General features: G+C 66.3%; 22 protein-coding genes. 12 read left to right on the top strand and 10 right to left on the bottom strand.

The genetic code is table 11. The features are described 5' to 3' along the window. Window positions 1–151: 151 nt before the first annotated feature. The gene (gene mutS / locus RPR59_RS03500) at window positions 152–2,731 is read left to right on the top strand and encodes a DNA mismatch repair protein MutS (protein ID WP_313918308.1); all 2,580 of its coding nucleotides are present in this window, start codon (window positions 152–154) and stop codon (window positions 2,729–2,731) included. Window positions 2,732–3,351: 620 nt separating this feature from the next. Here the strand turns inward: mutS and RPR59_RS03495 are convergent. Genes RPR59_RS03495 through RPR59_RS03485 form a run of 3 tightly spaced genes read right to left on the bottom strand, consistent with a single transcriptional unit; the run spans window position 3,352 to window position 4,781 of the window. Beyond that, window positions 3,352–3,630 carry a DUF3175 domain-containing protein gene (locus RPR59_RS03495; RefSeq protein ID WP_313916703.1) on the bottom strand — a complete coding sequence of 93 codons (279 nt, stop codon included), beginning with the start codon at window positions 3,628–3,630 and terminating at the stop codon, window positions 3,352–3,354. Between the two features lie 39 nt (window positions 3,631–3,669). Beyond that, a complete protein-coding gene (locus RPR59_RS03490) occupies window positions 3,670–4,236 on the bottom strand; it encodes a hypothetical protein (protein WP_313916701.1) in 567 nt (188 codons plus the stop codon). Beyond that, a complete protein-coding gene (locus tag RPR59_RS03485; RefSeq protein WP_313916699.1) occupies window positions 4,233–4,781 on the bottom strand; it encodes a hypothetical protein in 549 nt (182 codons plus the stop codon). The genes RPR59_RS03490 and RPR59_RS03485 overlap by 4 nt, the downstream gene beginning before the upstream one ends. Window positions 4,782–4,828: 47 nt before the next feature. On the opposite strand from RPR59_RS03485, the gene RPR59_RS03480 reads away from it, so the two are divergent. After that, a complete protein-coding gene (locus RPR59_RS03480) occupies window positions 4,829–5,878 on the top strand; it encodes an alpha/beta fold hydrolase (RefSeq protein ID WP_313916697.1) in 1,050 nt (349 codons plus the stop codon). Here RPR59_RS03480 and uvrB read toward each other — a convergent pair. After that, window positions 5,875–8,064, bottom strand: coding sequence for an excinuclease ABC subunit UvrB (gene uvrB / locus RPR59_RS03475; protein ID WP_313916694.1), 2,190 nt, complete (start codon window positions 8,062–8,064; stop codon window positions 5,875–5,877). The two genes, RPR59_RS03480 and uvrB, sit on opposite strands and share 4 nt — an antisense overlap. Before the next feature lie 61 nt (window positions 8,065–8,125). Between uvrB and RPR59_RS03470 the strand changes: the two genes are divergently transcribed. After that, complete coding sequence (locus tag RPR59_RS03470; protein WP_313916691.1) at window positions 8,126–8,671, top strand: DUF3617 domain-containing protein; 546 nt, start codon at window positions 8,126–8,128, stop codon at window positions 8,669–8,671. A gap of 167 nt (window positions 8,672–8,838) precedes the next feature. Continuing rightward, a complete protein-coding gene (locus RPR59_RS03465) occupies window positions 8,839–10,104 on the top strand; it encodes a chloride channel protein (RefSeq protein WP_313916690.1) in 1,266 nt (421 codons plus the stop codon). A 133-nt stretch (window positions 10,105–10,237) separates the two neighbouring features. On the opposite strand, the gene RPR59_RS03460 is transcribed toward RPR59_RS03465, so the two are convergent. Continuing rightward, window positions 10,238–11,410 carry an MBL fold metallo-hydrolase gene (locus RPR59_RS03460; protein ID WP_313916688.1) on the bottom strand — a complete coding sequence of 391 codons (1,173 nt, stop codon included), beginning with the start codon at window positions 11,408–11,410 and terminating at the stop codon, window positions 10,238–10,240. A 305-nt stretch (window positions 11,411–11,715) separates the two neighbouring features. Here RPR59_RS03460 and RPR59_RS03455 point away from each other — a divergent pair, with 305 nt between their 5' ends. After that, the gene (locus RPR59_RS03455) at window positions 11,716–13,773 is read left to right on the top strand and encodes an EAL domain-containing protein (protein WP_313916686.1); all 2,058 of its coding nucleotides are present in this window, start codon (window positions 11,716–11,718) and stop codon (window positions 13,771–13,773) included. A gap of 4 nt (window positions 13,774–13,777) precedes the next feature. On the opposite strand, the gene RPR59_RS03450 is transcribed toward RPR59_RS03455, so the two are convergent. Together RPR59_RS03450 and RPR59_RS03445 are read right to left on the bottom strand one after the other, a co-directional pair. After that, window positions 13,778–14,104 carry a winged helix-turn-helix domain-containing protein gene (locus RPR59_RS03450; protein WP_313916684.1) on the bottom strand — a complete coding sequence of 109 codons (327 nt, stop codon included), beginning with the start codon at window positions 14,102–14,104 and terminating at the stop codon, window positions 13,778–13,780. Beyond that, a complete protein-coding gene (locus tag RPR59_RS03445) occupies window positions 14,097–14,507 on the bottom strand; it encodes a hypothetical protein (RefSeq protein ID WP_313916682.1) in 411 nt (136 codons plus the stop codon). Before RPR59_RS03445 ends, RPR59_RS03450 begins: the two co-directional genes overlap by 8 nt. 17 nt (window positions 14,508–14,524) lie before the next feature. Here RPR59_RS03445 and ligA point away from each other — a divergent pair, with 17 nt between their 5' ends. From ligA to RPR59_RS03415, 6 genes are all read left to right on the top strand, one after another. After that, the gene (gene ligA / locus RPR59_RS03440; protein ID WP_313916680.1) at window positions 14,525–16,675 is read left to right on the top strand and encodes an NAD-dependent DNA ligase LigA; all 2,151 of its coding nucleotides are present in this window, start codon (window positions 14,525–14,527) and stop codon (window positions 16,673–16,675) included. 193 nt (window positions 16,676–16,868) lie between these two features. Next, complete coding sequence (locus RPR59_RS03435; RefSeq protein ID WP_313916679.1) at window positions 16,869–20,246, top strand: TonB-dependent receptor; 3,378 nt, start codon at window positions 16,869–16,871, stop codon at window positions 20,244–20,246. A 170-nt stretch (window positions 20,247–20,416) separates the two neighbouring features. Then, window positions 20,417–21,520, top strand: coding sequence for a sensor histidine kinase (locus RPR59_RS03430; RefSeq protein WP_432280285.1), 1,104 nt, complete (start codon window positions 20,417–20,419; stop codon window positions 21,518–21,520). Further along, the gene (locus RPR59_RS03425) at window positions 21,517–22,317 is read left to right on the top strand and encodes a LytR/AlgR family response regulator transcription factor (RefSeq protein ID WP_313916677.1); all 801 of its coding nucleotides are present in this window, start codon (window positions 21,517–21,519) and stop codon (window positions 22,315–22,317) included. The genes RPR59_RS03430 and RPR59_RS03425 overlap by 4 nt, the downstream gene beginning before the upstream one ends. Window positions 22,318–22,383: 66 nt before the next feature. Then, the gene (locus tag RPR59_RS03420; protein WP_313916674.1) at window positions 22,384–22,830 is read left to right on the top strand and encodes an SRPBCC family protein; all 447 of its coding nucleotides are present in this window, start codon (window positions 22,384–22,386) and stop codon (window positions 22,828–22,830) included. Beyond that, entirely contained in the window at window positions 22,817–23,149 is a 333-nt protein-coding gene (locus RPR59_RS03415; protein WP_313916672.1) for an ArsR/SmtB family transcription factor, read from the top strand. Before RPR59_RS03420 ends, RPR59_RS03415 begins: the two co-directional genes overlap by 14 nt. A 12-nt stretch (window positions 23,150–23,161) precedes the next feature. Here the strand turns inward: RPR59_RS03415 and RPR59_RS03410 are convergent, their stop codons facing one another. Both RPR59_RS03410 and RPR59_RS03405 read right to left on the bottom strand, forming a co-directional pair. Continuing rightward, window positions 23,162–23,455 (bottom strand): DUF3297 family protein, encoded by a 294-nt coding sequence (locus tag RPR59_RS03410; protein ID WP_313916670.1) that lies wholly within the window; start codon window positions 23,453–23,455, stop codon window positions 23,162–23,164. An 81-nt stretch (window positions 23,456–23,536) separates the two neighbouring features. Continuing rightward, window positions 23,537–23,881, bottom strand: a complete 345-nt coding sequence (locus RPR59_RS03405; protein ID WP_313916667.1) for a hypothetical protein — start codon at window positions 23,879–23,881, stop codon at window positions 23,537–23,539. Between the two features lie 163 nt (window positions 23,882–24,044). Between RPR59_RS03405 and RPR59_RS03400 the strand changes: the two genes are divergently transcribed. Further along, a complete protein-coding gene (locus RPR59_RS03400) occupies window positions 24,045–24,446 on the top strand; it encodes an EVE domain-containing protein (RefSeq protein WP_313916665.1) in 402 nt (133 codons plus the stop codon). A gap of 16 nt (window positions 24,447–24,462) precedes the next feature. Here RPR59_RS03400 and typA read toward each other — a convergent pair whose 3' ends face one another. Continuing rightward, window positions 24,463–26,277 (bottom strand): translational GTPase TypA, encoded by a 1,815-nt coding sequence (typA, locus tag RPR59_RS03395; protein WP_313916663.1) that lies wholly within the window; start codon window positions 26,275–26,277, stop codon window positions 24,463–24,465. Between the last annotated feature and the right edge of the window lie 110 nt (window positions 26,278–26,387).

Genomic DNA, 26,387 nt, shown 5'->3' with positions numbered 1-26,387 from the left:
CCCTTAGCCCGTTCGGGCCGAGCTTGTCGAAGCCCCGTTCTCACTTTTGCCGAGTAGAGGCAAAAGCCGCACTTCGACAAGCGCAGTGCGAACGATGTTGGTCGGAGCGGACTGCTGCGCTACCCAACGGCGCATGTCCGCACCCACTCCGATGATGGCCCAGTATCTCGCGCTCAAGCGCCAAGCCGAGGACTGTCTGCTCTTCTATCGCATGGGCGACTTCTTCGAGCTGTTCTTCGACGATGCGAAGACGGCCGCCGCGACGCTCGACATCGCGCTGACCGCGCGCGGCGAGCATGACGGCGAAAAGGTTGCGATGTGCGGCGTGCCGGCCCATTCGGCCGAAAGCTATCTCGCGCGGCTGATCAAGGCCGGGCACCGCGTGGCCATCGCCGACCAGGTGGAAACGCCCGAAGAAGCGAAGAAGCGCGGCGGATCGAAGGCGCTAGTCGAACGCGCCATCGTCCGCGTCGTCACCGCCGGCACGCTGACCGAGGAGGCGCTGCTCGATGCGCGCACGGCGAACTGGTGCGTGGCAATCGGCGAAGCGGCGGGCGAGATCGCGGTGGCGGCGGCCGATGTCTCGACCGGACGGTTCGAGGTCGGCGGCACGACCGCCGATGGGCTGCCTTCCGAACTGGCGCGCCTGAACCCGGCCGAGGTCGTCGCCGCCGACACGACGGAGTTCGCGGAGGCCGCGACGACGCTGCGACCCAGAGCGGAGTTCGACAGCGGCCGGGGCGAGGAACGGCTGAAACGGCTTCACGGCGTGGCGACGCTCGACGGATATGGCCGGTTCTCGCGCGCGGCGCTGGCGGCGTGCGGCGGGCTGATCGCCTATCTCGACCATACCGCCAGGGGCGCGCTGCCCTTCCTCCGCCCGCCGGTGATCACCGACACGGCTGCGACCATGGCGATCGACGCGGCGACGCGCGAGAGCCTGGAACTGACCGTCAGCACCGCCGGCACGCGCAGGGGCAGCCTGCTCGACGCCGCCGACCGCGCGGTGACGGGTGCTGGCGCGCGGATGCTGGCGCAGGACATCGCCGCGCCGCTGATGGACCGCGGCGCGATCGAGGCGCGGCTGGCGCTCCTGCAGCGCTTCCACGACGATGCGGGGCTGCGCGAGAACACCCGGTCGGCCCTGCGCGCGCTGCCCGATATCGGCCGCGCGATCGGCCGGCTGGCGGCGGGGCGCGGAAGCCCGCGCGATCTCGGCCAGTTGCGCGACGGACTCGACGGCGCATGGATGCTCGGCGAGAAGCTGGCGGGCGTGGGCGACGCGCCGCCGCTGCTCGCCGATCTGGCGCCGAAACTGCGCGGGCACGGCGCGCTGATCGATCTGCTCAAGCGCGCGCTGGTGCCCGACCCGCCGATCGACACCGACAAGGGCGGCTATATCGCCGAAGGCTATGACGCCGCCCTCGACGACCTGCGCGCGACCGGCGCGGGCGGGCGCCGCGCGATCGCGGCGCTCGAGGCGCGGTATCGCGAAGAAACCGGCATCAACGCGCTCAAGGTACGGCACAACAATGTGCTCGGCTATCATGTCGAGGTGCCGGCAAAGCACGCCGACGCGCTGATGGCGCCCGACAGCGGCTTCACCCACCGCCAGACGCTGGCGGGCGTCGTCCGCTTCAACAGCCCCGAACTGCACGAAACGGCGACGAAGGTGACGCAGGCCGGCGCGCATGCGCTCGCCGCCGAGGCCGCGCATCTCGAGGACCTGGTCGCCACCGCGCTGGAAACGCGCGAACAGATCGCCGCCACCGCCGATGCACTGGCGCGGATCGACGTGGCGGCAGGGCTGGCCGAACGCGCGGTCGAAGGCGGCTGGGCGCGGCCCGCGCTGGTCGATGCCCCCTGTTTCGAGGTCGAAGGCGGGCGCCATCCTGTGGTCGAGGCGGCGCTCCACAAGGCCGGCGAGCGTTTCGTCGCCAATGACTGCACGCTGTCGGAGGATTCGCGGCTGTGGCTGGTGACGGGGCCGAACATGGGCGGCAAGTCGACCTTCCTGCGGCAGAATGCGCTCATCGCGGTGCTCGCGCAGGCGGGGAGCTATGTGCCCGCCTCGCACGCGACGCTGGGGCTGGTCGACCGGCTGTTCAGCCGCGTCGGCGCGTCCGACAATCTCGCGCGCGGGCGTTCGACCTTCATGGTCGAGATGGTCGAAACGGCGGCCATTCTGGCCCAGGCCGGGCCGCGCAGCTTCGTCATCCTCGACGAGGTCGGGCGCGGCACCTCGACCTATGACGGGCTTGCCATCGCCTGGGCGGTGGTCGAGGCGATCCACGAGGAAAATCGCTGCCGCTGCCTGTTCGCGACGCATTATCACGAGCTGACGCGGCTTGCCGAACGCTGCGAAGCGCTGAGCCTGCACCATGTCCGCGCGCGCGAGTGGAAGGGCGACCTGGTGCTGCTGCACGAAGTCAGCGAAGGACCGGCCGATCGCAGCTACGGCCTAGACGTCGCACGCCTCGCCGGGATGCCGAAGACCGCGCTTGCCCGCGCCAAGGCGGTGCTCGCCAAGCTGGAGGCGGGCCGCGAAAAGACCGGCGGCATCGCGGCCGGGCTGGACGACCTGCCGCTGTTCGCCGCGGCGGCCGAACAGGCGGAAGCGGAGGTCGATGCGCTGCGCGAGGAATTGGGCAGCCTCGACGTGGACGCGCTCAGCCCGCGCGAGGCGCTCGATACGCTCTACCGGCTGAAGGCGCTGGCGGGCGAGACCTGATCAGGGGCGTGCGGGCTCGGGCAGGTCGGGCGTCGTTGTCCCGGGACAGGCCGACTGCGCCGCCATGGCAAGCGCGAGAAGTGCTACCGTCAACTGTCGTCTCCCGGATCGTTATGCGTGTTGATGTAAGCGGTGCCCTGTCGATGTTGTGCTCCCGCAAAGGCGGGAGCCGGTCTGGGTCCCCGCCTTCGCGGAGACACAAGATACCGGTCCCCGAATGTCACAAATCGGGGGAGCAGCGACGGCCGTGGCAATGGCGGGACCGCGAACGAAAAAGGGCTGCCGGGTCGCTCACGACCCGACAGCCCGAAGCATGGTCAGCGGCCGGAAGCTCCAGCCCGGGAGACCATGCGAGCCGCGCGTGAAATCGCATCGCCCCGGCACCGATCGGGAAAGGAGTTTCCCCGCCGGGGCGTCGCTCACTTGCTTAGCGGCGCGTCTCCCGAACGAACTGAACCGACCCCATTGCTGAACCATGAGACATCGGATCACCTCCTTTCGCTAGTTGAAGAACGGCGCGCCCCTTTTTCGGGCGCAAGCGAATCATTGAATCATCGCGAGTCGCAGAACAAGACTTGTTTTTTGCGCGCTTTTGAACGATTGTGAGAGGCCTGTGCTGCTCAGTCGCGGCCGAACGCGCGGCGAAGCGAGTCCTTTGCATCTTCCAGCACCTTTTTCTGCTTCGGATCCAGGTCCTTGCCGGCGCGATTGATGTAAAAGGTCAGCATCGACATCGCCGACTGATAGGGCGATCCCTTCTTACGGTCGCTCGCTTCCGCCGATTTTCTAAGCGATTCCGCGATTGCATCCGGGTCCTTTCCGCTAAAAACCCCCTCCTCCAGATCGAGCGCATCGGAATGTCCGGTCACGCCTTGCGACCATTTCCGGGATTTCGCCATGCCATCCTCCTCACGCGGGAAACGCGCGTGCGGACCCGCTTATCCCCGTGCGCAGGTGCGGATGACGTCGCCCACCGCCGGCGCGCCCGGCATGACGAGCGGCACCTGATCGCCCAGCGTGACGGCGATGCGTTCCGGTTCGCGCGCCAGCACGTCCGTCAGGAACGGAAAGCTCGCGGCGCTTTCCGCCTGCACCTGCGGCAATTCGGTATCGGCGGCATGGGCCGGAAAGGTCGCCGCGCCGGCATCGGTGGCGATGTGCATCGCCGCGCCGGGCGCCGGCATGGCGCCGGACCAGATGAAGATCACCTGACGCGCTTGCGGATCGCAACGGATGATGAAGCGCGCCTCGGTGCCCGCCGGGCCGAACAGGGCGGCGGGACCGCCGGCGAGCATCTTTTGCGACCACTCGCCCTCGGCCATGGCGGCGCCGGCGAATTCCGGTGCGGGAAGATCGCCCGGCGCAGGGGTGTGTTCGGGCAAGGGGCGCTGCGCAATGTTCGCCTGCGCCTTCGGCGTCGGCTGCGCCGGTGGCGCCTTCGTCGTGTCGGCCGAATCGCACCCGGCAAGCGCGAGCAGCGCGGCGGCGGCGACGGCGTTTCTCACGCCCGGCAATCCTCCGTCACGCGCAGGATCTCGGCCCAGGAGGGGATGACCAGCGTCGGCAGGCCCGGCGTCTCGACGATGAAACGGCCGCGGCTGAAGCCCATCGCGTCCAGCAGCCGGTCGGAAGGGTGCAACGCCACCGCGAGATAGGGCGGCGTGCCCCCGGTCGGCCGAGCGGTGAGCACCCGGTCGGCGGAGGTGGTCCGGATCGTCAACCGGGTCTCGCCCCGGATCGCCCCTGCGCGCGACAGATAGACAGTATCGCGCCCCTGATCGCAGCGGATGGTGAACAGCGCGTCGCCGCCCGGCGAGCCGAACAGCGCGATCGAGCCGCGATCATCCTGGCGATAGTCCCAGTCCCCACGCGTCAGCGGCCAGTCGCGCCAGTCGCCGGCGAGCGCCGCGGTCGGCGGGCTGGGCGCGGGAGCGGGAGCGGGTGCCGGCGTGGGCGCGGGGCTGGGCTCCGCCGGCGGGACCGGCCGCTCGGACTGCGGGATGCAGCCGGCGGCGAGCAGGGCGAGCGCGAGGACGATCGAACGACGCATGGCTGCGCTTATGGAGGCGCGCCGCCCGCCTCTCAAGAGCGAAAGCGATGGAACCATGGCCGCGGTCGGTCGATATCGACGCGACGAAGGGAGCCGAAGCCATGCCGATCGCGTTTCTTCTTGCCCTGGCCGCGGCGCAGGCCGGCACCATGCCCGACGCGCCGCCGCTCGGCGCGAATCTCGAGCGGTTCGACTATCGCGCGCCCGTGCACTGGTTCGAAACGCAGGCGCAGGGCGGCACGGTCCAAATGGCCTATCTCGATTTCACGCCGACCGGCCCGTCCAGGGACCGGACACTGGTCCTGCTGCACGGCAAGAATTTCTGCTCCGCCACCTGGATCGAAACGGCGCGGGCGCTGGCGGCGCGCGGCTATCGCGTCATCGCGCCCGATCAGGTCGGCTTCTGCAAATCGTCCAAGCCGGCGGGGTTTCAATACAGCTTCGCCGCCCTCGCGACCCTGACGGATGCACTGCTGGCCGACGTCGGGGCCGGTCCGGTGACGGTCGTGGGGCATTCGACCGGCGGGATGCTGGCGATGCACTATGGCCTGCTGTATCCGGAGCGGGTGGCGCAGCTCGTGCTCGTCGATCCGCTGGGCCTCAACGACACGCTCGCCGAGGGCGTACCCTATGCGCCGCTCGACGTACTGCGCGCCGAGGAAGCGAAGAAGGACGCGGCCGCGATCAAGGCGTATCAGCGGCGCGTCTATTATCACGGGCGATGGCGCCCGGCCTATGACCGCTGGGTGCGGATGCTCGCGGGCCAATATGCGAGCGCGGACGGCGACCGGGTGCGCGACGCGCAGGCGCGGCTGTCCGACATGATCGAGACGCAGCCGGTCGCCGCCCGGCTGGGGGCGATCGAAGCGCCGACGACGCTGATCGCGGGGTCGCTCGACACCACCGCCTTCCGCGCGTCGAGCGCGCCGAAGAACAAGCGCGAGGCGATCCGCACGGTGCCGGAAGCGGCGCGCGACGTCGCGGCGCGACTGCCCGGATGGAAGCTGGTGGAGCTGGACGGGCTCGGCCATTCGCCGATGGTGGAGGCGCCGGACCGGTTTCAGCGGGTGCTTTTGCGGGTGCTCGACAGCAGCTAACGCCGGCCGCCGCCGAATTTCTTCTGCACCTTGCCGTAGCGGGTTTTGCGCGTGCCGGGCTTGCCCTCGTTCGAGCGGCCCATCAGCGGCGCCTTCTTCTCGCTGTCGGGCAGGCCCAGTTCCTCGCTTTCCAGCTCGCGGATCTGGTCGCGCAGCTTGCCCGCCTCCTCGAATTCGAGGTTCGCCGCGGCATCGCGCATCTTCTTTTCAAGCTCCTCGATATACGCGCGCAGATTGTGCCCGACCATGTGCGGATGCTCGTCGTCGATCTCGACGGTCACCTGATCGCGCGAGGCCACGTCGCCGACGATGTCGCCGATCTTCTTGCGCACCGTCTCCGGCGTGATGCCGTGTTCGGCATTGTAGGCGAGCTGCTTTTCGCGGCGGCGCTCGGTCTCGTTGATCGCGCGCTCCATGGAGCCGGTCATGCGGTCGGCGTACAGGATCACGCGCCCGTCGACATTGCGCGCGGCGCGCCCGATCGTCTGGATGAGCGAGGTCTCGGAGCGCAGGAAACCCTCCTTGTCGGCATCGAGGATCGCGACCAGGCCGCATTCGGGAATATCGAGCCCCTCGCGCAGCAGGTTGATGCCGATCAGCACGTCATACACGCCCATGCGCAGGTCGCGGATCAGTTCGATCCGCTCCAGCGTCTCGACGTCGGAGTGCATGTAGCGGACCTTCACCCCGGCTTCGTGCATATATTCGGTCAGGTCCTCGGCCATGCGCTTGGTCAGCGTGGTGACGAGCGTGCGATAGCCGGCTTCGGTCGTCCTGCGGCATTCGTTGATGCAATCCTGCACCTGATCCTCGACCGGCCGGATCCCGACCGGCGGATCGACCAGCCCGGTGGGGCGGATCACCTGCTCGGTGAAGACGCCGCCGGTCTGTTCCATCTCCCAGCCACCGGGCGTCGCCGACACGAAGGTGGTCTGCGGCCGCATCGCCTCCCATTCGTTGAAGCGCAGCGGCCGGTTGTCGATCGCGGAGGGCAGGCGAAAGCCATATTCGGCGAGCGTCAGCTTGCGCCGGTGGTCGCCGCGCGACATGCCGTTGATCTGGCCGATGGTGACATGGCTTTCGTCGACGAACAGCAGCGCGTTCTCTGGCAGATATTCGAACAGGGTCGGCGGCGGCTCGCCCGGCAGGCGGCCGGTCAGGAAGCGGCTGTAATTCTCAATGCCCGCGCAACTGCCCGTCGCGGCGATCATCTCCAGATCGAAATTGGTGCGCTGTTCCAGCCGCTGCGCCTCCAGGAGCTTGCCTTCGGCCTGCAATTCCTTCAGCCGCTCTGCCAGTTCGTGGCGGATCGCCTCCATCGCCTGCTTGAGCGTCGGCCCCGGCGTCACATAGTGCGAATTGGCGAAGATGCGGATGCGCTCCAGGCTCGCCACCTTCTTGCCGGTCAGGGGGTCGAACTCGACGATCTCCTCGACCTCGTCACCGAAGAAGGCGACGCGCCAGGCGGTGTCCTCATAATGCGAGGGAAAGATTTCCAGGCTGTCTCCGCGCACGCGGAAATTGCCGCGGGCGAAGGCGGCGTCGTTGCGCTTGTACTGGAGCGCCACGAGTTTCCTGATGATTTCGCGCTGGTCGACGGTGTCGCCCTTCTTGATGTCGAAGATCATTGCCGAATAGGTCTCGACCGAGCCGATACCGTAGAGGCAAGAAACCGAGGCGACGATCAGCACGTCGTCGCGTTCGAGCAGCGCGCGTGTCGCAGAATGGCGCATGCGGTCGATCTGCTCGTTGATCGAGCTTTCCTTCTCGATATAGGTGTCCGAGCGCGGGACATAGGCTTCGGGCTGGTAATAATCGTAGTAGCTGACGAAATATTCGACCGCGTTTTCGGGGAAGAACTGCTTGAATTCACCATATAGCTGGGCCGCGAGAATCTTGTTGGGCGCGAGCACCAGCGCCGGGCGCTGCAATTCCTCGACCATCTTGGCCATGGTGAAGGTCTTGCCCGAGCCCGTGACGCCCAGCAGCACCTGATCGCGCTCGCCCGCTTTCGCCTGCTCGACAAGCTCTGTGATCGCCGTCGGTTGGTCGCCGGCCGGCTGATAGTCGCTCACCAGTCTGAATTTCTTGCCACCTTCCGCCTTTTCCGGGCGTTGGGGGCGGTGCGGCACGAAGGCCTGGCCCGTTTCCGGCTCGGCCAGCGTGGTGCGGATCTGAATTGCCATGGCCGGAGATATGGGCCCGGCCGGCGACCGGCGCAACGCGCCGGCGACGCGGGAGACGAGTATGAAGCGCGCGCTATGGGTTCTGGGCCTCGGCCTGCCGCTGCTCACCGGATGCGGCGACGCGGACGACAGCATCGATGCGCGCAACGCGTCGGTCGCCGACGTGTCGCAGCAGGCGCAGACGATCCTGAAGCAGAAGCCGGGCATGTGGCGCACGACGACCGAAATCACCGACCTGAAGACCGCCGACATCGTCCAGGGCTCCCCGATCGACCGGCTGATGCGCGAGCAGATGGCGTCCGGGCAGACGCGCAGCGCCTGCGTCAGCGAGGGCGATGCGTCGCTTCCCATCTTCGCCCGCGCGGTCGATCCGCAGGCGGCGTGCCGATACGACCATATCCGCATGGGCGACGGCACTATCGATGCGCTGCTGACCTGCCCGGCGGCGGACGGCGTGGGCACCGTGGAATTCTCGCAGCGCGGATCCTATAGCGCGACCGACTTCGACATCGAGACGCGGCTTACGCGCCGCAACGGCGACGGCACCGGCGCCAGCACCATGGCCATGCGGCTGACGGGAGAACGCACGGGCGATTGCGAAGCCTGACGACGATGCCGGACCCGCGCTGCAACATCTTGTTGCGCGCCCGCGAAATTTCCGCGTTCCGCCCTTTGAACCGGAGCGCGGTCGCGATAGAGAGCGGACATGTTCATCCGCCCGCGCCCCGACTCTGCATCGTGAAACGACTGACCCGACGCAGAATCCGCGCTTTGATGCGGCGCCATGGGCCGCAATCGCTCGTTTTCCGCCGTCGGATCGCGATTACCGCCGGCGCGGTGTCGATCGGCCTGATGGCGCTGATATTCGCCCGGGCATCCGATGCGGTCAGCGAACAGTTTGTCGGCCTGGCGCACCAATATACCTATCTTCCGCTTCTCCTGACGCCGATCGGCTTCGTCCTGATCGTCTATGTGACGAATCGTTTCGCGCCGCTTTCGCGCGGCTCCGGCATTCCGCAGGTGATCGCGGCGAAGTCGAACCCCAGCATGGCCGCCACGGCGCTGGTATCGATGAAGACGGCGGTGCTGAAGGCGATCCTGACGCTCGCCGCATTGTTCTGCGGCGCCTCGGTCGGGCGCGAAGGACCGACGGTGCAGCTTGCCGCCGCACTGATGGCGCGCTGGCACAAACTGATGCACGCGCCGATGCGCGCCTCGATGATCATCGCCGGCGGCGCCGCCGGCGTCGCGGCCGCGTTCAATACCCCGCTGGCGGGAATCGCCTTCGCCATCGAGGAACTCGCCGCCGCCTATGAGCAGCGGATGACGCTGCTGGTCATGACCGCGATCCTGCTGTCGGGCATGATCGCGCAGGGGCTGATGGGTGATTACCTGTATTTCGGCGTGACCGGCGCCGCCCTGCCCTTCATGAGCGCGATCATCGTCGCACCGCTCGCGGGAATCGCGGGCGGTATCGGCGGGGGCTGCTTTTCCCGCCTGGTCCTGGGTGCGGCGCGCGCGGACAATGCGCCGATGCGCTGGAGCCGGGCCAACCCGCTGATGTTCGCCGGCATCTGCGGCGCGGTGGTGGCGGTTCTGGGCGTGTTCACGCAGCTTACCTGGGGCACGGGCTATCTGCCGGCGCGCTATATGATCGAAGGGGTGCATGCGCCCTTGTGGTTCGGCTTCGCGAAGTTCGCGACCACGGCGGCGACCGCGGTCGCCGGCCTGCCCGGCGGCATCTTCGCCCCCAGCCTGGCGACCGGTGCGGGCTTCGGCAACCTGTTGCGTCCGCTATTCCCCGGCGAGCCTGCGAGTGCCGTCGTGCTGCTGGGCATGGTCGCCTATTTCACCGGCGTCGTCCGGGCGCCGCTGACCGCGGTGATCATCATTTCCGAAACGACGGTGAGCCGCGGGCTGATGCTGCCCATGCTCGGCGCCGCGCTGATCGCAAATCAATCGAGCCAGCTCGTCTGCAAGGACAAGCTCTACAACGCGCTCGCCCTCACCTTCGGCACGCGCGGCGCCGACGACGATTAATGCCGGCGACGCATTGCTAATGCCGGCGACGCATTGCGCCGATCTTCGGCCGGAAAAAGAGGGCCGCTCCTTCGGCAAGCTCAGGGCCGGCGAAGCCTGTCCCGGCGCGGGCATGGACGGGTCGCCCTTGCCTTCAAGGTAGCGCACGCGCCGCCGGCGTATCGAGGCAATCGAGGATGCGCTTTCGCGGGACGATCCGGTGCGCCGCCGGTTCCGCACGGCCGGGAATCTCCACCGTCCTGCCGATCGCGACAGTGCTGAAGGCGTCGCCCAGGCCGGCGCAGCGCGCCGCCAGCTCCAGCAGGCGCGGCGGCGTGTCATAGGCTTCGCGCGACAGGCGGAACGTCCCCCAATGGATGCCGATCGCGCGCGCCGCGTGCATGCGCTCGAAGATCGCCACCGCGCCCGCCGGCCCGACATGGCTGGACGACGCCATCTGGCCGGGCACAAATCGGAAGGCGCCGATGGGGATGAGCGCGAGTCGGATCGGGCCATAGGATGCCGCCGCGTCGGCCCAGCGGCCGTCGCCGAACCCGGTGTCGCCGGCGAAAAGCAGGTTGCCGCCGGGAAGCCGCACGACGAAGCCGGACCACAAGGCGCGGTTGCGATCGGCGAACCAGCGGCTTCCCCAATGATGGTTGCGGGTCACGACAAGCTCGACGCCGGGCGCGATTCTCAGCCGCCCGCCCCAGTCCAGCGCCGTGGACGGCACCCCCGCCTGGCGGATCACGCTGTCATTGCCGAGCGAGGTGACGATGCGCGGCCGGTCGCGCCGCCACAGCCGCCGCAGGGTCGCGAGGTCGAGATGATCGTAATGATTGTGGCTGACCAGCACGAGATCGATGGGCGGCAGATCCGCGAACCGGATGCCGGGCGCCGCCACCCGCGACGGGCCGATGCCGAGCGGGCCGGCCGTGTCGCTCCACATGGGATCGGTCAGGATGTTCAGTCCCCGGGTCTGGATCAGCACGGTCGCATGGCCGACCCAGGTCGCCAGCATTCGGTCCCCCGTCACACGCTGCGGCGGCGTGGCCGGCGAAACCGGGACATGCGCCGGCCAATCGGGCCGGTCGTCGCGGTCCAGCAGATAGCGGACCGGAAAGCTGGAGCGATTTCCCCTGCCCGTCGGCGTCGGTTCGCCCTCGCCGTCGGGATTGAAGAACCGCTCGCCATCGAAATGATCGCTCACGGGGCCGCGATAATAGCGGCGGTCGAGGAAATGCGGGACGACGGTCGCCCCCAGGCACAGAATGATCGCGATCCACAACGCGACCTTTCCGGCGCCCCGCAGCAGCCGGCGGATCATGCGCCGTGCCCGACAAGGTCGGGCTGTGCCCTGTCGCGCAGCCGCCTGCCCGCCGGCGGATCGCCGCGCGACCCGCCGTTGCTTACGGGACCGTGTCCATCGCGACATCGCGACATGCCTTCTCTCCGCCGTTCCGGGAAATCGTTGATCGACAGCGCGCAGCAACGATGATCGTTCCGCATGACACGGCGCGGCAGTCCCCGAACCCGATTTCTGCGCCCGGCCGGTGCCGCGGAAAGAAATCGGCAACCATGGTTCGAAGGCGGGTGTAAACCACGGCCGTATAGACGGGGCGCGTGTTCGAAATGTCCCGGAATCTTCGCAGCGGCCTGTTCGGCCGATCCGCGCGCGCGAGCGACGGCGACGGCACCGACTGGCCGCAGCGCGCCATGCGCCTGGTCGAGGAATTCGAGACGAGTTCGGCCGGCTGGTTCTGGGAAACCGATCGCCACGGACGGCTCACCTATCTGTCGGCGAAAGTGGTCGAGCAGATCGACGCCGGCGACGGGGCCGTCATGGGCCAGCCGCTGGGCGAGGTCTTCGTGGTCGACGGCGCCTCTTCGGACACGGAACGGACGCTGAGCTTTCACCTGACGTCGCGCGTATCCTTTTCCGACTATTCGGTCCGGTCGCGCGGCGTTGCGGGGCAGGAACGCTGGTGGTCGATCTCGGGCCGGCCGATCTTCGACGAGGTCGGCAATTTCCGCGGCTTCATCGGCAATGGCAGCGATCTTACCGAAAAGCGCCGGTCGGAAGCCGAGATCAACCGGCTCGCCCTGTTCGACAGCCTGACCGATCTCGCCAATCGCCAGCGGATGCGGATTTCGCTCGACCAGACGCTGGCGGAAACGAGCGGCTACCGCGCGACCGCGCTGATGCTGCTCGACCTCGACCGGTTCAAGGCGGTGAACGACACGCTGGGCCACCAGACCGGCGACGCGCTGCTCAAGCAGGTCGGGCAGCGCCTGTCCCGCGCGGTCGGCGGCGCCGGGCTGGTGGGACGCATGGGCGGCGACGAGTTCCAGGTGATCCTGCCGAACGAAGGCGGGCGCGACCGTCTTTCGGAACTTGCCGAGCGGATCATCGCGGCGCTGTCGCAACCCTATTTCCTCAACGGCTCGTCCATCTCGATCGGCTGTTCGATCGGCATCGCGATCGCACCGGGCGACGGCGAGGATTCGGAAACGCTGGTCCGCAACGGCGACCTCGCGCTGTATGCGGCGAAGGCCGACGGGCGCGGCCTGCACCGTTTCTATCACCAGGACATGCTGATCGGCGCACAGAGCCGCAAGCAGCTCGAAGACGACCTGCGCACCGCGCTGGCGCAGAACCAGCTTCACGTCGCTTATCAGCCGGTGGTGAGCACCAAGACGACGCGGATCGTCGGGTTCGAGGCGCTGGTGCGCTGGACCCATCCCGAACGCGGCGCCATTTCGCCGGCCGAATTCATTCCCATCGCCGAGGATTGCGGCCTGATCGAATCGATCGGCGAATGGGTGTTGCGCACCGCCTGTCACGATGTCGCGCACTGGCCGGGCGATGTGCGCGTCGCGGTCAACGTGTCGCCGATCCAGTTCGCCAATCCGGCGCTGCCGACCATCGTCACCAGCGCGCTGGCGGGCGCCGGAATCGCCGCCGGACGGCTGGAGCTGGAGATCACCGAAGGCGTGTTCCTGAACGAGAGCAGCTCGTCCGAACAGATGTTCCGCAAGCTGAAGGCGATCGGCGTGCGCCTGGCGCTCGACGATTTCGGCACCGGCTATTCCTCGCTCGGCTATCTGAAGAACGCGCCGTTCGACAAGATCAAGATCGACCAGAGCTTCGTGCGCGGGGCGGCCGTTCCCGGCAACCGCAACGCCGCGATTATCAAGGCGATCGTCATGCTGGCGGAGACGCTGGGCATGGAGACCACGGCCGAGGGGCTGGAGGTGCAGGACGAGATCGAGCTGATCCGCGAACTCGGCTGCAGCCATGTCCAGGGCTATGTCTATGGCAAGCCGATGCCGGCGGCCGAAGCGCTGGCGCAACTGGAAGCCCAGGGCGGCGCCGCATCTGCAAGCGGTTTCAAGGTCAGCCGCAGCCCGCGCATCAAGATGCTGCGCCGCGCGGTGCTGGAGGTCGCCGGCGAGCGCGGCGAGGTGCGGATCCAGAATCTGTCGTCCACCGGCGCCATGATCGAAGGGATCGCATTGTCCGATCAGTTCGTCGGGCACGAGGTCCGGATCGAGATGATGGACCGGCAGATGATTTCGGCCACCATCCGCTGGGCCAGGAACGGAAAGGCCGGGCTGCAGTTCGCCGAACCGATCGACCTCGACCGCCTTCAGCAGCCGCCCAGCCGCATCCTGCGCAAGACCGGCTGACGCATCAGTCCGCGGGGTCGCCGCCCTCACCGAACAGCATTGCCTGCATCCGTTCGAGATAGGCCAGCCACGCCTTGCGGCCGGCATCGGTCAGGCTGCACCGGGTCTGCGGGCGGCGCTTCACGAAGGCCTTGTCGATGCGGATATAGCCGGCCTCCTCCAGCTTGCGCAGGTTGACCGAGAGGTTGCCGTCCGTCACGCCGGTCTTGTCGCGCAACTGCGAGAAATCCGCCGTATCCGCGCCCGACAGATAGGCCATTACCGCCAGCCGCACCCGGCCGTGAATAACGTCGTCGATGGCGCGGTAATCGAGCGGCGCGTCCTCAGCCATGCGCCCCGCCCTCTATCCGCATGAGCGCGATGCCGGGCAGGACGGAGACGATCAGCACGCCGAGCGCGGTGACCGGCAGCTGCCACAGGGTCCAGGCCAGCGGCACGGTGATGACGGCGAAGGCGAGCGAGAGCCAGACATAGACGCCGAGCGCGGGCTGCGCCGAGGCGACCGAGGCGGTTCTGAGCGCCAGCGTATAGACACCGAACATCACCGGCGGCAGCATCGAGAACATCAGGTAGAAGTCCGAACCTGCGGACATGTTCGCGCGCACCATGCCGGTGATAAACACGGCCAGCGCCAGCGCGCAGAGCACGTCCTCCTTTGCTTGGCGGATAGCTTTATCTCTTAAAGTATATGGGTTGTTAAAGCGGTCGGGACGCTTGATCGGCGCCGCGACCACGCATAGCGCTTTCATCCATGGCTGAACGCACCGACCCGCCAAAGACCGAGAAAGACGCCGCCGCGCGGCTGGAGACGCTGGCGGGCGAGATCGGCCGGCACAATCGGCTCTATCATAGCGAGGATGCCCCGGAAATTTCCGATGCGGACTATGACGCGCTTGTACGTGAGAATGCCGCTATCGAAGCGGCGTTTCCGTACCTGAGGCGCACCGATTCGCCTTCACTGCAGGTCGGCGCGGCGCCGGCCGGCCATCTGTCGAAGGTGCCGCACGCCCAGCCGATGATGAGCCTGGAAAACGCCTTTTCCGACGGGGAGGTGGCGGAGTTCGTCGCGCGCATACGCCGGTTCCTGACACTAAGGGAGGACGCGCCGGTCGCGCTGACCGCCGAGCCCAAGATCGACGGGCTGTCCTGTTCGCTGCGATACGAAAACGGGCGGCTGGTGCGCGCGCTGACGCGCGGCGACGGGCAGGTGGGCGAGGACGTGACCGCGAATGTCCGGACCATCGCCGACATCCCCGAAAGGCTGCCCCGCGACGTGATCGGCACGCCGGCCGTCTTCGAGGTGCGCGGCGAAGTCTATATGGCCAAGACCGCCTTCGCCGAGCTGAACGCGCGCCTGCGGGCCGAAGCGGCGGAACGCGGCGATCCCGACAAGGCCCGCCAGTTCGCCAATCCGCGCAACGCCGCCGCGGGGTCGCTGCGCCAGAAGGATGCGGCGGTGACGGCCGAACGCCCGCTCGGCTTTCTCGCCCATGGCTGGGGCGAGGCAAGCGCGCTGCCCGGCGAAACGCAGCACGCGGTGGTCGCCGCCCTGCGCGCGATGGGCTTTCCCGTCGCCGAAGGGTTCACCCGCGTCGAAACGGTGGAAGGCGCGCTGGAAGCCTATCGCCGGATCGAGGCGGAACGCGCGGACCTGCCCTTCGACATCGACGGCGTCGTCTACAAGGTCGACCGGCTGGACTGGCAGCAGCGGCTGGGCAGCGTCGCCCGCGCGCCGCGCTGGGCGATCGCGCACAAATTTCCCGCCGAGCAGGCGCAGACCACGCTGAAGGCAATCGACATCCAGGTGGGCCGCACCGGCAAGCTGACGCCGGTCGCGCGGCTGGAGCCGGTGACGGTCGGCGGCGTCGTCGTCACCAACGCGACGCTGCACAATGCCGACGAGATCGAGCGGCTGGGCGTGCGCCCCGGCGATCGCGTCCGCCTGCAGCGCGCCGGCGACGTGATCCCGCAGATCGTCGAGAATCTGACGCCGGATGCCGAGCGGCCGGCCTGGCGCTTCCCCGCGCGGTGTCCGCAATGCGATTCCGCTGCCGAGCGCGAAGCCGGCGAGGTCGACTGGCGCTGTTCGGGCGGGCTGATCTGCCCGGCGCAGCGGGTCGAGCGGCTCCGCCATTTCGTCTCCCGCCGCGCGCTCGACATCGAGGGTCTGGGCACGACGAGCATCGAAGCCTTCTTCCATGACGGCCTGATCGCACAGCCGGCCGACATCTTCCGGTTACGGCGCGACGACCTGCTCGAACGCGAGGGCTGGGGCGAGATTTCGGCGGACAAGCTGATCGACGCGATCGACGCACGCCGCACGCCGCCGCTCGATCGTTTTCTGTTCGCCCTCGGCATCCGGCATGTGGGCGAGGTGACGGCGCGCGACCTGGCGCGTCATTATCGAAGCTGGGCGGACTTCCGCGCGATGATCGACACGGCGCTGGAAAAGCGTGCGGCGATCACGCCCGCGATCGGCGAAAGCGACGACAAGCTGCTCGCGCGAACCGGCAAGGAACTGGCGGCGATCGTCGACACCACGGGCGTCGGCCCCGAAGTGGCGCTAGCGCTGGTCGACTTTTTCGCCGAAAAGCACAACCGCGACGCGGTCGACGACCTGCTGGCGGAAATCTCGCCGGCCGACGTGGTGCACGAAACCAGCGAGTCGGAGGTATCCGGGTTGACGATCGTCTTTACCGGCAGCCTCGAATCGCTCTCACGCGACGAAGCCAAGGCGCAGGCGGAAATGCTGGGCGCGCGCGTATCGGGATCGGTATCGTCGAAGACCGGGCTGGTCGTGGCCGGCCCCGGCGCAGGATCGAAACTCAAGAAGGCGGGCGAATTCGGCATTCGTGTCATCGACGAAGCCGAATGGGCAAGGATCGTGCACGCGGCGCGGTGAATCGGCCGGGCCGTCCTCCCTGGCCGTCCTCCCTCGCTAGTGATGCTTTTTTGCAACGCAGCATAAGTCTTTTGGTTCCGTCGCGCCCGCCACGTTGACTGTCACGCAACGGAAATAAAAGGGTCCCAATGGGCGGCGCGACGGTGAGCAACACCGCGTGCTTTGGGCACTTGGGCTCCAAAAAGGGAACAACATGCGAAATCATCTTCTGATGGGTGCGGCGGCCGTCGCGCTCAGCATTCCGGCCGCAGCCTCTGCGCAGCAGATCACCTCCGGCATCGAAGGGTCGGTGCTGGATGACACCGATGCGGCGCTGCCGGGCGCCACGGTCACCATCACCGACACGCGCACGGGCTCTTCGCGTACCGTTTCGACCAGCGACAATGGCAGCTTCCGCGCCAACAATCTGGTTCCCGGCGGCCCCTACACCGTGACCGCCAGCGCCCCCGGCTTCGAGAGCAAGACCGTGCAGGGCGTCAATATCAACCTGCAGGGCAATACCGACCTCAGCTTTCAGCTCGCCACCGGCGCCGGCGAAATCGTCGTGACGGGCAGTTCGGTCAACTCGACCCAGCTCGCGATCGGCCCCGGCCAGTCCTTCGGCGAAGAAACGCTGGAGGCCTTTCCCTCCATCACCCGCGACATTCGCGACTATATCCGCATCGACCCGCGCGTCAGCCTGAACCGTTCCGACGAAGTCGACCGGGTTTCGTGCCTGGGCGGCAACGACCGCACCAACACCTTCACCGTGGACGGCATCACGCAGTCCGACGTTTTCGGCCTGAACTACACCCCGTTCGCGTCGCGTAACTCGCTGCCGCTGCCGTTTGACGCGGTTCGCGAAACGTCGGTCGAATTCGCACCCTTCGACGTGCAGTACGGCGCCTTCACCGGCTGCTCGATCAACGTCGTCACCAAGTCGGGAACGAACCAGTTCCACGGCACCGCCTTCTTCACCTATCGCGACGAGAATCTACGCGGCGACACGATCGACGGCGAAGAATTCGCCGCCGCGCCGTTCGATGAAAAGCGCTACGGCGCGTCGCTGGGCGGCCCGATCATCAAGGACAAGCTGTTCTTCTATGCCGCCTATGAAGGCCTGGACAGCGCGTCGAACCAGGACCGCGGCCCGTCGGGCGGCGGCTTCGCCAATGAGCTGGACTTCGTAAACGTCGACCAGTTCAACGAGATTTCCGATATCATCGCGCAGAATTACGGCATCGAGACCGGGCCGATTCCGCGCGCCCTGCCGGAAACGAACGACCGTTATTTCGGCCGCATCGACTGGTACATCAACGACCGGCACCGCCTGGAAGCGACGTACCAGCACCTCGAGGAATCGAATGTCGAGGAAGACGATATCTCGCAGACCAACTATGCGGGCCTGAACACGTTCGAGGAAGAAGGCACGAAGTCGGATTATTTCTCGGCACGTCTGTATTCCGACTGGACCGACAATTTCTCGACCGAGATCCGTGCCTCGCACGCCGAGGTGAACGACATTCAGGGTCCCGTCGGCGGCGGCGAGGCGCAATCGGGCAACCCGATCCCGCGCATCATCGTCGGTGTCGAAAATAACGGCAATTACGGTTCGATCCAGGCCGGCCCCGGCTATTCGCGCACGTCGAACGAGCTGACCACCAAGATCGACCAGTTGAAGGTGAAGGGCGATATCGACGTCGGCAACCACACGCTGACGATCGGCACCGAATTCAACCAGGTCCATGTCTACAACCTGTTCGCGCAGAATTCGACGGGCACGCTCGATTTCGCCAATATCGACGATCTGCGCGCCGGTCTGCTGTCGAACGGCACCAACACCTTCCCGCAGGGCGAGGATTTCGCGAACTACGACGCTGCCGGTTCCTACGGCAACTTCACCGCGAGCGGCGACATCAACGACGTCGCGGCCCGTTTCACCCGCACGCTGTTCTCGGTCTATGCCCAGGATAACTGGCAGGCCACGCCGCACCTGAACGTCCTGGCCGGCGCGCGCCTGGACTGGACGGACGGCGACGCCCCGCGGGCGAACCCGGCGTTCCTTAACCGCTACGGCTTCACCAATGCGATCGGCTTCAGCCAGCTCGACCCGGTCGTCCTGCCGCGCCTCGGCGTCACCTACGACTTCGACAATGACGGCTTCTTCCGCTCCACCCAGGTGACCGGCGGCGTCGGCATGTTCTCGGGCGGCGACCCGATGGTCTATTTCTCGAACGCCTTTTCGAACAATGGCTTCGTCACGGGCATGGGCACCAGCTATTCCGACGCCTGCGCCGGTGCGCGGGATGCCAACGGCCAGATCGACGTTCTGCAGAACGGCCAGTTCACCGGCATCCCCGACTGCGTCCGCCAAGACGGTTCGGCAGCGGCCGGAGCCGGCCTGGGCGATACCCAGTCAACCGATCCGAATTTCAAGACGCCGACGGTCATTCGCGCCAATCTCGGCTTTTCGACGACCTTCGGCACCGGCGGCGGCTTCTTCGACGACTGGCACCTGAACGTCGACTATATCTATAGCCGCTTCCGCAACCCGGTCGATTTCGTCGACCTGTCGCAGGTGGTGAATCCGGCCCTGGGCAATAACGGCTACATGGTCGATGGTCGCCCGATCTATCGCGCGATCGATCCCACGGCCGCCGGGTGCGATGCCACCCTGCAGGGCTTTGGTGGCCTTTCGCCCAGCTACACCAATGTAAGCGACGCCTGCTTCGACACCACGCGCGACGATGAAATCCAGCTCACCAACGGCAAGGATTTCGAGACCCATGTTGCCTCGCTGGTCCTGTCGAAGCACTTCCGCGGCGGCCTGTTCACCGAAGGCGGCAGCGTCTCGTTCAATCTCGGCTATGCCTATACCAATGCCGAGACCAACCGTGAATCGGGCAGCTCCACGGCAACTTCGAGCTACGACTACGTCGCGGCCTTCGACCGTCAGAACGTGGCGATCGCCCGGTCGGAATATGAAACGCGCCACAACATCACCCTTGCGCTGAACCTGAAGGAACAGTTCTTCGGTGATTACGACACCTCGGCGGGTTTCGTGTTCGTCGGTCGCTCGGGCCGTCCGTACAGCCTGACGTTCAACGGCGGCGGCGTGTTCAACGACTCGGCCTCGGGCAGCAACAACGCACTGCTCTACGTGCCGACGGGCGTGGACGACCCCAACCTGGGTGCAGGAACCGATCCAGAAGCGGTACGCAACCTGATCGACTACGTCGCCAATTCGAATTGCGACTATAAGCCGGGCCAGACGATCAAGCGTGATACATGCACGAACGACTGGTTCTTCGACGTCGATCTTCGCTTCAGCCAGGAGATTCCGGGGCCGGCGCATTTCTTCGGCGTGAATGACAAGCTGAAGCTGTTCGCCAATTTCGACAACTTCCTGAACCTGCTCGACTCGAGCTGGAACGTTTATCGGACGCAGAGCTACACGGTGGACGTGGCCAAGACGGCGGTTGGCGATGACGGCCGCTATGTCATCACCGACTTCGACCCCTACGATCCGAATTTCGTCCAGACCTCGTCCTCGATCTGGAAGATTCAGGTCGGCGTCAGCTACGAATTCTGATCATCGGATCAGGCACCTTGCGGCCGCCGTCCTCCCCCCGGGGAGGGCGGCGGTTTCCTTTTGGGGAGCCGCCGATATGCACGGTGCGTTCCACTACGGCTTTGCGCCGGACGCGCGGCGATATAGACTCGAGTTCCATCGTCCGTTTGCGTGACCGAGGACCGCCTTCCTTGCCCAAGCCCAGCCCAGCCTTGTTCGCCCGCCCCTTTTTCGAGGACAAGGCACGCGCCTTCTGGATGCTGCAGGGCGGCGGGTGGATGGCGTATCTGGTGCTGCGTACCGTCACCGGCATCACCAACACCTTTTCCTTCCGCCTGCTGTTCGTCGCGTTGGCGGAAGCGGCCGTCGGCTATTGCCTGACGCTGCTGCTCGCCAGTTGCTACAAGATCTATCGCACGCTGCCGCGCTATTACGCGATCGCGGCAATTCTCGTGACCTTCGCCGTGGCGACGCTGATCTATGCCGTGATCAACGCCTATGCCTATTCGCTGATCCGCAACGATACCCAGGGGGTTACATTCGGCCTGGTCGTCGGCCTCTTATATCTGTGTCTGACGCTGCTGCTCGGCTGGTCGGCGCTGTATTTCGGCATCAATTCCTATCTGACGGTGGAGGAGCAGAACACCCAGCTCCGCCTGCTGGAGGCGCAGGCATCGACGGCACAGCTCACCATGCTGCGCTATCAGCTCAATCCGCACTTCCTGTTCAACACGCTGAACTCCATTTCGACTCTGGTGCTGCTGAAACAGACGGAGCGCGCCAATGCGATGCTGGCGCGGCTGTCCAACTTCCTGCGCTATACGCTCGCCAACGAACCGACCGCGCATGTCACGCTGCTGCAGGAGGTCGACACCCTCAAACTCTATCTCGAAATCGAGAAAATGCGCTTCGACGAGCGGCTGCGACCCGAATTCGACATCGATCCGCGGACGGAAAAGGCGCGGATGCCGTCGCTGCTGCTGCAACCGCTGGTGGAAAACGCCATCAAATATGCCGTCACGCCGCAGGAGGAGGGCGCCGAAATCTGCATCCGCACGCGACTCGCCGGAGACAGGGTGCAGATCACCGTGTCGGATACCGGCCCCGGATTGACCGCGACCCACCGCCGGCCGAACCTTTCCACCGGGGTCGGGCTCGCCAATATCCGCAAGCGGCTGGCGCAGGCCTTCGGCCCCGACCACCAGTTCGCGACGCGATCGAACCCTGGGGGCGGGTTCAGCGTTGAGATAGAGATACCGTTCCAGTTCGAGGAACAGACCCGAGAGGCAGCATGACCATCCGTACCATTCTCGTCGACGATGAGCCCCTGGCGATCCAGGGCCTGGAACTCCGGCTCCAGGCGCATGAAGACGTGGAAGTCGTCGAAAAGTGCCAGAACGGCCGCGAGGCCATCCGCGCAATCAAGACACAGAAGCCCGATCTCGTCTTCCTCGATATCCAGATGCCCGGCTTCGACGGCTTTTCCGTCGTGCAGGGCCTGATGGAGGTCGATCCGCCGCTGTTCGTTTTCGTCACCGCCTATTCGGACCACGCGATCCGCGCGTTCGAGGCGCAGGCCGTCGATTATCTGCTGAAACCCGTGGAGGAAGGCCGTCTTGCCGACACGCTGGAACGTGTCCGCATGCGGTTGAGCGAGCGGCGCGGCCAGGCCGAGATCGAAAAGCTGAAGAACGTGCTGGCCGAGGTCGCGCCCGAAGCGGCGGAGGAACTGGCCGAGGGCGGCGAGGCGCCGACCGCCGGCCGCTATGAAAAGCTCATCAACATCAAGGATCGCGGCCAGATCTTCCGCGTCGACGTCGACACGATCGAACGCATCGATGCCGCCGGCGATTATATGTGCATCTATACCGGCGACAACACGCTGATCCTGCGCGAGACGATGAAGGATCTGGAAAAGCGGCTCGATCCGCGCCGGTTCCAGCGGGTCCACCGGTCCACCATCGTCAATCTCGACCTGGTCAAGCAGGTCAAGCCGCACACCAATGGCGAATGTTTCCTGGTGCTCGATTCCGGCGCGCAGGTGAAGGTCAGCCGCAGCTACCGCGACGTGGTCGCCCGCTTCGTCCATTGACATGGGCAACTTTTTGGTTGCCTTTCCGCCGGTCGCGGGCATATGTGCAGCCAGGAGGTTGCATATATGCCCGATTTTATCGAAAAGCAGGTCCGCCTGAACGCGTCGGTCGATCGCGTCTGGAAGGCGCTGACCGATCACGAAGAATTCGGTGCCTGGTTCCGGGTGAAGCTCGATCGCGCGTTTGCACAGGGCGGGCAGGTAAGCGGACGCATTACCTATCCGGGCTATGAACATCTGAAATGGGAAGTCCGCGTGATCGCGATGGAGCGGCCGCGAAGGTTCGCGTTCACCTGGCACCCCTATGCAATCGATCCGGAACACGACTATTCGGAAGAGCCGCCGACGACGGTGGAGTTTTTCCTTACGCCGATCGAAGACGGTACGCTGCTTACGGTCCGCGAGTCGGGTTTCGATGCTATCCCTGCTGAACGAAGGGACCTTGCGCTACGGATGAACGACGACGGCTGGGCGCAGCAGATGGAAAATATCGAGCGTCATGTCGAGGGCTGACATCGCCATTCCGCGCGCTGCCGAACTGTTTTCGGCGCTGGGTGATCGCACCCGGCTGGCGATGCTCGAACAGTTGGGCGGCGGCGTTGCGCGGCCGATCGCCGCCCTGTCGGCAGGGCGCGACCTGACCCGTCAGGCGGTCACCAAGCACCTCTGCGTGCTGGAACGCGCCGGGCTGGTCCGATCACAGCGCAGCGGCCGCGAAAAGCTGTTTTCAGCCGCGCCCGAGGCGGTGGCCGAAGCGCAGACCTATCTCATGCGCGTTGCGGCCGAATGGGAAGACGCGCTGGATCGGCTCAAGATCTTCGTCGAAGAATAAGCAGCGAAACGCTCAGCCCTCGTCCGCCACGTCCTGCGGGCCGGTGGCTTCCGCATCCTCGGCCTGCTCGGCATCCTGGTAATAGGCCTCGACCGGGCCGGTCAGCTTGATCGTCAGCGGCTGGCCGTGGCGGTCGACCTTCTTGCCGAGCGCGACGCGGATCCAGCCTTCGGACATCGAATATTCCTCGACATCGCGGCGCTCGCTGCCCTTGAAGCGGATGCCGATGCCGCGTTCGAGTACGGCCTGATCGAAATGGGGGCTGCGCGGATTGATCGACAGCCGGTCGGGGGGTGTATCAGTCATGTGCGCGCCTTTGCCGCAAAGCCGGGCTTCAGGAAAGGGGCCGGCACATAAAAAGGGGACGGCGAACCGTCCCCGGAGTTCTTATCGGCAATAGCGGACGCGGACCGGCCGGTGGAGATAGGGGTCCCACACCCGGCGGATGTGGCAATAACGATAATTGCTGCGATAGCGTCGCGCATAATAGCCGTTGTTAGGATAATAGCCGTGGCGATAGTGATAGCGGCGATCGTAACGGTCGTTATCGTCCGAGGCGATCGCGGCGCCGATGGCCAGCCCCGCGATGCCGGCGACAATGGCCGCACCGGCAGCGTCGTTGTCGTGATGGCGATAGTGGCGGTAATGCTGGGCCTGGGCGGGCGCCGCGACCGACAATGCGGTCGCACCGAGCGCGAGCCCAAGCGCGGATTTCATAATCATCTGTTTCATCTTTGCGGTTCTCCTGGCTCTGATCGCAGTCCGCGGCCACGAAAACGTTCCAAGCGAAGTGCGACTGTGATCTATACTATACAGGAGACCGGCTGAACCGGTGCGGAACCGTACATTCAGCATGCGTTTACCTTCGCAATACTTGCAGGAAGAGGAAACCGACATGCGCTATTGGCTGCTGAAGTCCGAGCCGGGAAGCTATAGCTGGCACGACCTGATGCGCGACGGCACGACCGAATGGGACGGGGTGCGCAACAACGCCGCCGCCCGCCACCTTCGCGCGATGCAGCCGGGCGACCGGGCGCTCTTCTATCACAGCGGCAAGGAAAAGGCGGCGGTGGGCGTGGCGGAGATCACGCGCGCCTGGAAGCCGGACGGCGCGGAGGGCGCCTGGGCCTCGGTCGCCGTCAAGCCGGTGGCGCCGCTCGGTCGCGCGGTATCGCTGGCGGCAATGAAGGCCGAACCGGCCCTTGCGGGCATGGCGATGCTGCGACAGCCGCGCCTGTCGGTATCACCGGTCAGCGACCGGGAATGGGAAGCGATCGCGGCGATGGCCGGGGACTGACCATCGCCGCCGTTCGTCAGGCCGCCTTGGCGCGCGCCGCCCGCTTGCGTTCGTGCGGGTCGAGATGGCGCTTGCGCAGGCGGATGGACTTGGGCGTCACCTCCACCAGCTCGTCATCGTCGATATAGGCGATGGCCTGTTCCAGCGTCATGCGGCGCGGCGGCGTCAGGCGGATCGCGTCGTCCTTGCCCGAGGAACGGATATTGGTGAGTTGCTTGGCCTTCATCGGATTGACCTCGAGGTCGTCGGGCTTCGCATTCTCGCCGATGATCATGCCTTCGTAGAGCACCTCGCCGGCGCCCACCATCAGCACGCCGCGGTCCTCCAGCGAGTTGAGCGAATAGGCGTTCGCCTCGCCCGCGCCGTTGGAGATCAGCACGCCGTTGGGCCGGCCTTCAATCTTGCCCTTGTGCGGACCGTAGCGTTCGTACACGCGGTTCATGATGCCGGTGCCGCGCGTGTCGGACAGGAATTCGCCGTGATAGCCGATAAGGCCGCGCGACGGCGCGGAAAAGGTGATGCGCGTCTTGCCGCCGCCGGAGGGCCGCATGTCCGTCATCTCCGCCTTGCGCAGCGCCATCTTCTCGACCACCGTGCCGGAATATTCCTCGTCGACGTCGATCATCACGGTTTCGTAGGGCTCGGTACGCTCGCCATTTTCCTCGCGGAACAGCACGCGCGGGCGGCTGATGCCGAGTTCGAAGCCCTCGCGCCGCATCGTTTCGATCAGCACGCCGAGCTGCAGCTCGCCGCGGCCGGCGACCTCGAAACTGTCCTTGTCCTCGGCCTCTGTCACGCGGATCGCGACGTTGGTCTCGGCCTCCCGGAACAGGCGGTCGCGGATCATGCGGCTGGTGACCTTGGTCCCCTCGCGCCCGGCAAGCGGCGAATCGTTGACGGCGAAGCGCATCGACAGCGTCGGCGGATCGATCGGCTGCGCCTGAATCGGCTCGCTGACCGAAGTGTCGGCGATGGTGTTCGCCACCGTCGCGACTTCCAGGCCGGCCAGGCTGATGATGTCGCCGGCGGTCGCTTCCTCCACCGGCACCCGCTCCAACCCGCGGAAGGACATCAGCTTGGACGCGCGGCCGGTCTCGACCACCTTGCCGTCGCGGTCGAGCGCGTGGATCGGCTGGTTGAGCTTCACCGTGCCCGTCTTGACCCGGCCCGTCAGGATGCGGCCGAGGAAATTGTCGCGGTCGAGCAGCGTCACCAGGAAGGTGAAGGGCGCGTCGGGCTCCACATTGGGCTCGGGCACATGGTCGACGATCGTTTCGAACAGCGGCGTCAGGTCGCCTTCGCGCACATCGGCGTCGACGCCGGCATAGCCGCTGCGCCCGCTCGCGAAGAGGACGGGAAAATCGAGCTGTTCGTCATTGGCGTCGAGCGACACGAACAGGTCGAACACCTCGTCCAGCACTTCCTGCGCGCGGGCATCCGACCGGTCGATCTTGTTGACGACGACGATCGGCTGCAGGCCCAGCGCCAGCGCCTTGCCGGTGACGAACTTCGTCTGCGGCATCGCGCCTTCGGCCGCGTCGACCAGCAGGATGACGCCGTCGACCATCGACAGGATGCGCTCCACCTCGCCGCCGAAATCGGCGTGGCCGGGCGTGTCGACGATGTTGATGCGCGTGCCCTGCCAATCGATCGAGGTGCACTTGGCGAGAATCGTGATCCCGCGTTCCTTTTCCAGGTCGTTCGAATCCATCGCGCGTTCGTCGACGCGCTGATTGTCGCGAAAGGTGCCGGACTGGCGGAAAAGCTGGTCGACCAGCGTGGTCTTGCCGTGATCGACATGGGCGATGATCGCCACGTTGCGGAGGCTCATTACGGATATCCGATTGTGGGAGGCTTTATATCGCGCGCGCCATAGCGCAGATGCTGCGCCGCGGAAAGGGTCATCCGCCCAGGCGGCCGCCGCCGCCCCGCCGTTCGGCG

The organism is Stakelama saccharophila, assembly GCF_032229225.1.
Lineage (GTDB): Bacteria > Pseudomonadota > Alphaproteobacteria > Sphingomonadales > Sphingomonadaceae > Sphingomonas > Sphingomonas saccharophila.
This window is presented reverse-complemented; position numbering and strand designations above follow the sequence as displayed.

Bases quoted from the DNA above. Each gene is read 5' to 3' on its own strand.
- mutS (WP_313918308.1), top strand. From the start codon at position 152: ATGATGGCCCAGTATCTCGCGCTCAAGCGCCAAGCCGAGGACTGTCTG.
- RPR59_RS03495 (WP_313916703.1), bottom strand. From the start codon at position 3,630: ATGGCGAAATCCCGGAAATGGTCGCAAGGCGTGACCGGACATTCCGAT.
- RPR59_RS03485 (WP_313916699.1), bottom strand. From the start codon at position 4,781: ATGCGTCGTTCGATCGTCCTCGCGCTCGCCCTGCTCGCCGCCGGCTGC.
- RPR59_RS03480 (WP_313916697.1), top strand. From the start codon at position 4,829: ATGGAACCATGGCCGCGGTCGGTCGATATCGACGCGACGAAGGGAGCC.
- uvrB (WP_313916694.1), bottom strand. From the start codon at position 8,064: ATGGCAATTCAGATCCGCACCACGCTGGCCGAGCCGGAAACGGGCCAG.
- RPR59_RS03470 (WP_313916691.1), top strand. From the start codon at position 8,126: ATGAAGCGCGCGCTATGGGTTCTGGGCCTCGGCCTGCCGCTGCTCACC.
- RPR59_RS03465 (WP_313916690.1), top strand. From the start codon at position 8,839: ATGCGGCGCCATGGGCCGCAATCGCTCGTTTTCCGCCGTCGGATCGCG.
- RPR59_RS03460 (WP_313916688.1), bottom strand. From the start codon at position 11,410: ATGATCCGCCGGCTGCTGCGGGGCGCCGGAAAGGTCGCGTTGTGGATC.
- RPR59_RS03455 (WP_313916686.1), top strand. From the start codon at position 11,716: ATGTCCCGGAATCTTCGCAGCGGCCTGTTCGGCCGATCCGCGCGCGCG.
- RPR59_RS03450 (WP_313916684.1), bottom strand. From the start codon at position 14,104: ATGGCTGAGGACGCGCCGCTCGATTACCGCGCCATCGACGACGTTATT.
- ligA (WP_313916680.1), top strand. From the start codon at position 14,525: ATGGCTGAACGCACCGACCCGCCAAAGACCGAGAAAGACGCCGCCGCG.
- RPR59_RS03435 (WP_313916679.1), top strand. From the start codon at position 16,869: ATGCGAAATCATCTTCTGATGGGTGCGGCGGCCGTCGCGCTCAGCATT.
- RPR59_RS03425 (WP_313916677.1), top strand. From the start codon at position 21,517: ATGACCATCCGTACCATTCTCGTCGACGATGAGCCCCTGGCGATCCAG.
- RPR59_RS03420 (WP_313916674.1), top strand. From the start codon at position 22,384: ATGCCCGATTTTATCGAAAAGCAGGTCCGCCTGAACGCGTCGGTCGAT.
- RPR59_RS03415 (WP_313916672.1), top strand. From the start codon at position 22,817: ATGTCGAGGGCTGACATCGCCATTCCGCGCGCTGCCGAACTGTTTTCG.
- RPR59_RS03410 (WP_313916670.1), bottom strand. From the start codon at position 23,455: ATGACTGATACACCCCCCGACCGGCTGTCGATCAATCCGCGCAGCCCC.
- RPR59_RS03405 (WP_313916667.1), bottom strand. From the start codon at position 23,881: ATGAAACAGATGATTATGAAATCCGCGCTTGGGCTCGCGCTCGGTGCG.
- RPR59_RS03400 (WP_313916665.1), top strand. From the start codon at position 24,045: ATGCGCTATTGGCTGCTGAAGTCCGAGCCGGGAAGCTATAGCTGGCAC.
- typA (WP_313916663.1), bottom strand. From the start codon at position 26,277: ATGAGCCTCCGCAACGTGGCGATCATCGCCCATGTCGATCACGGCAAG.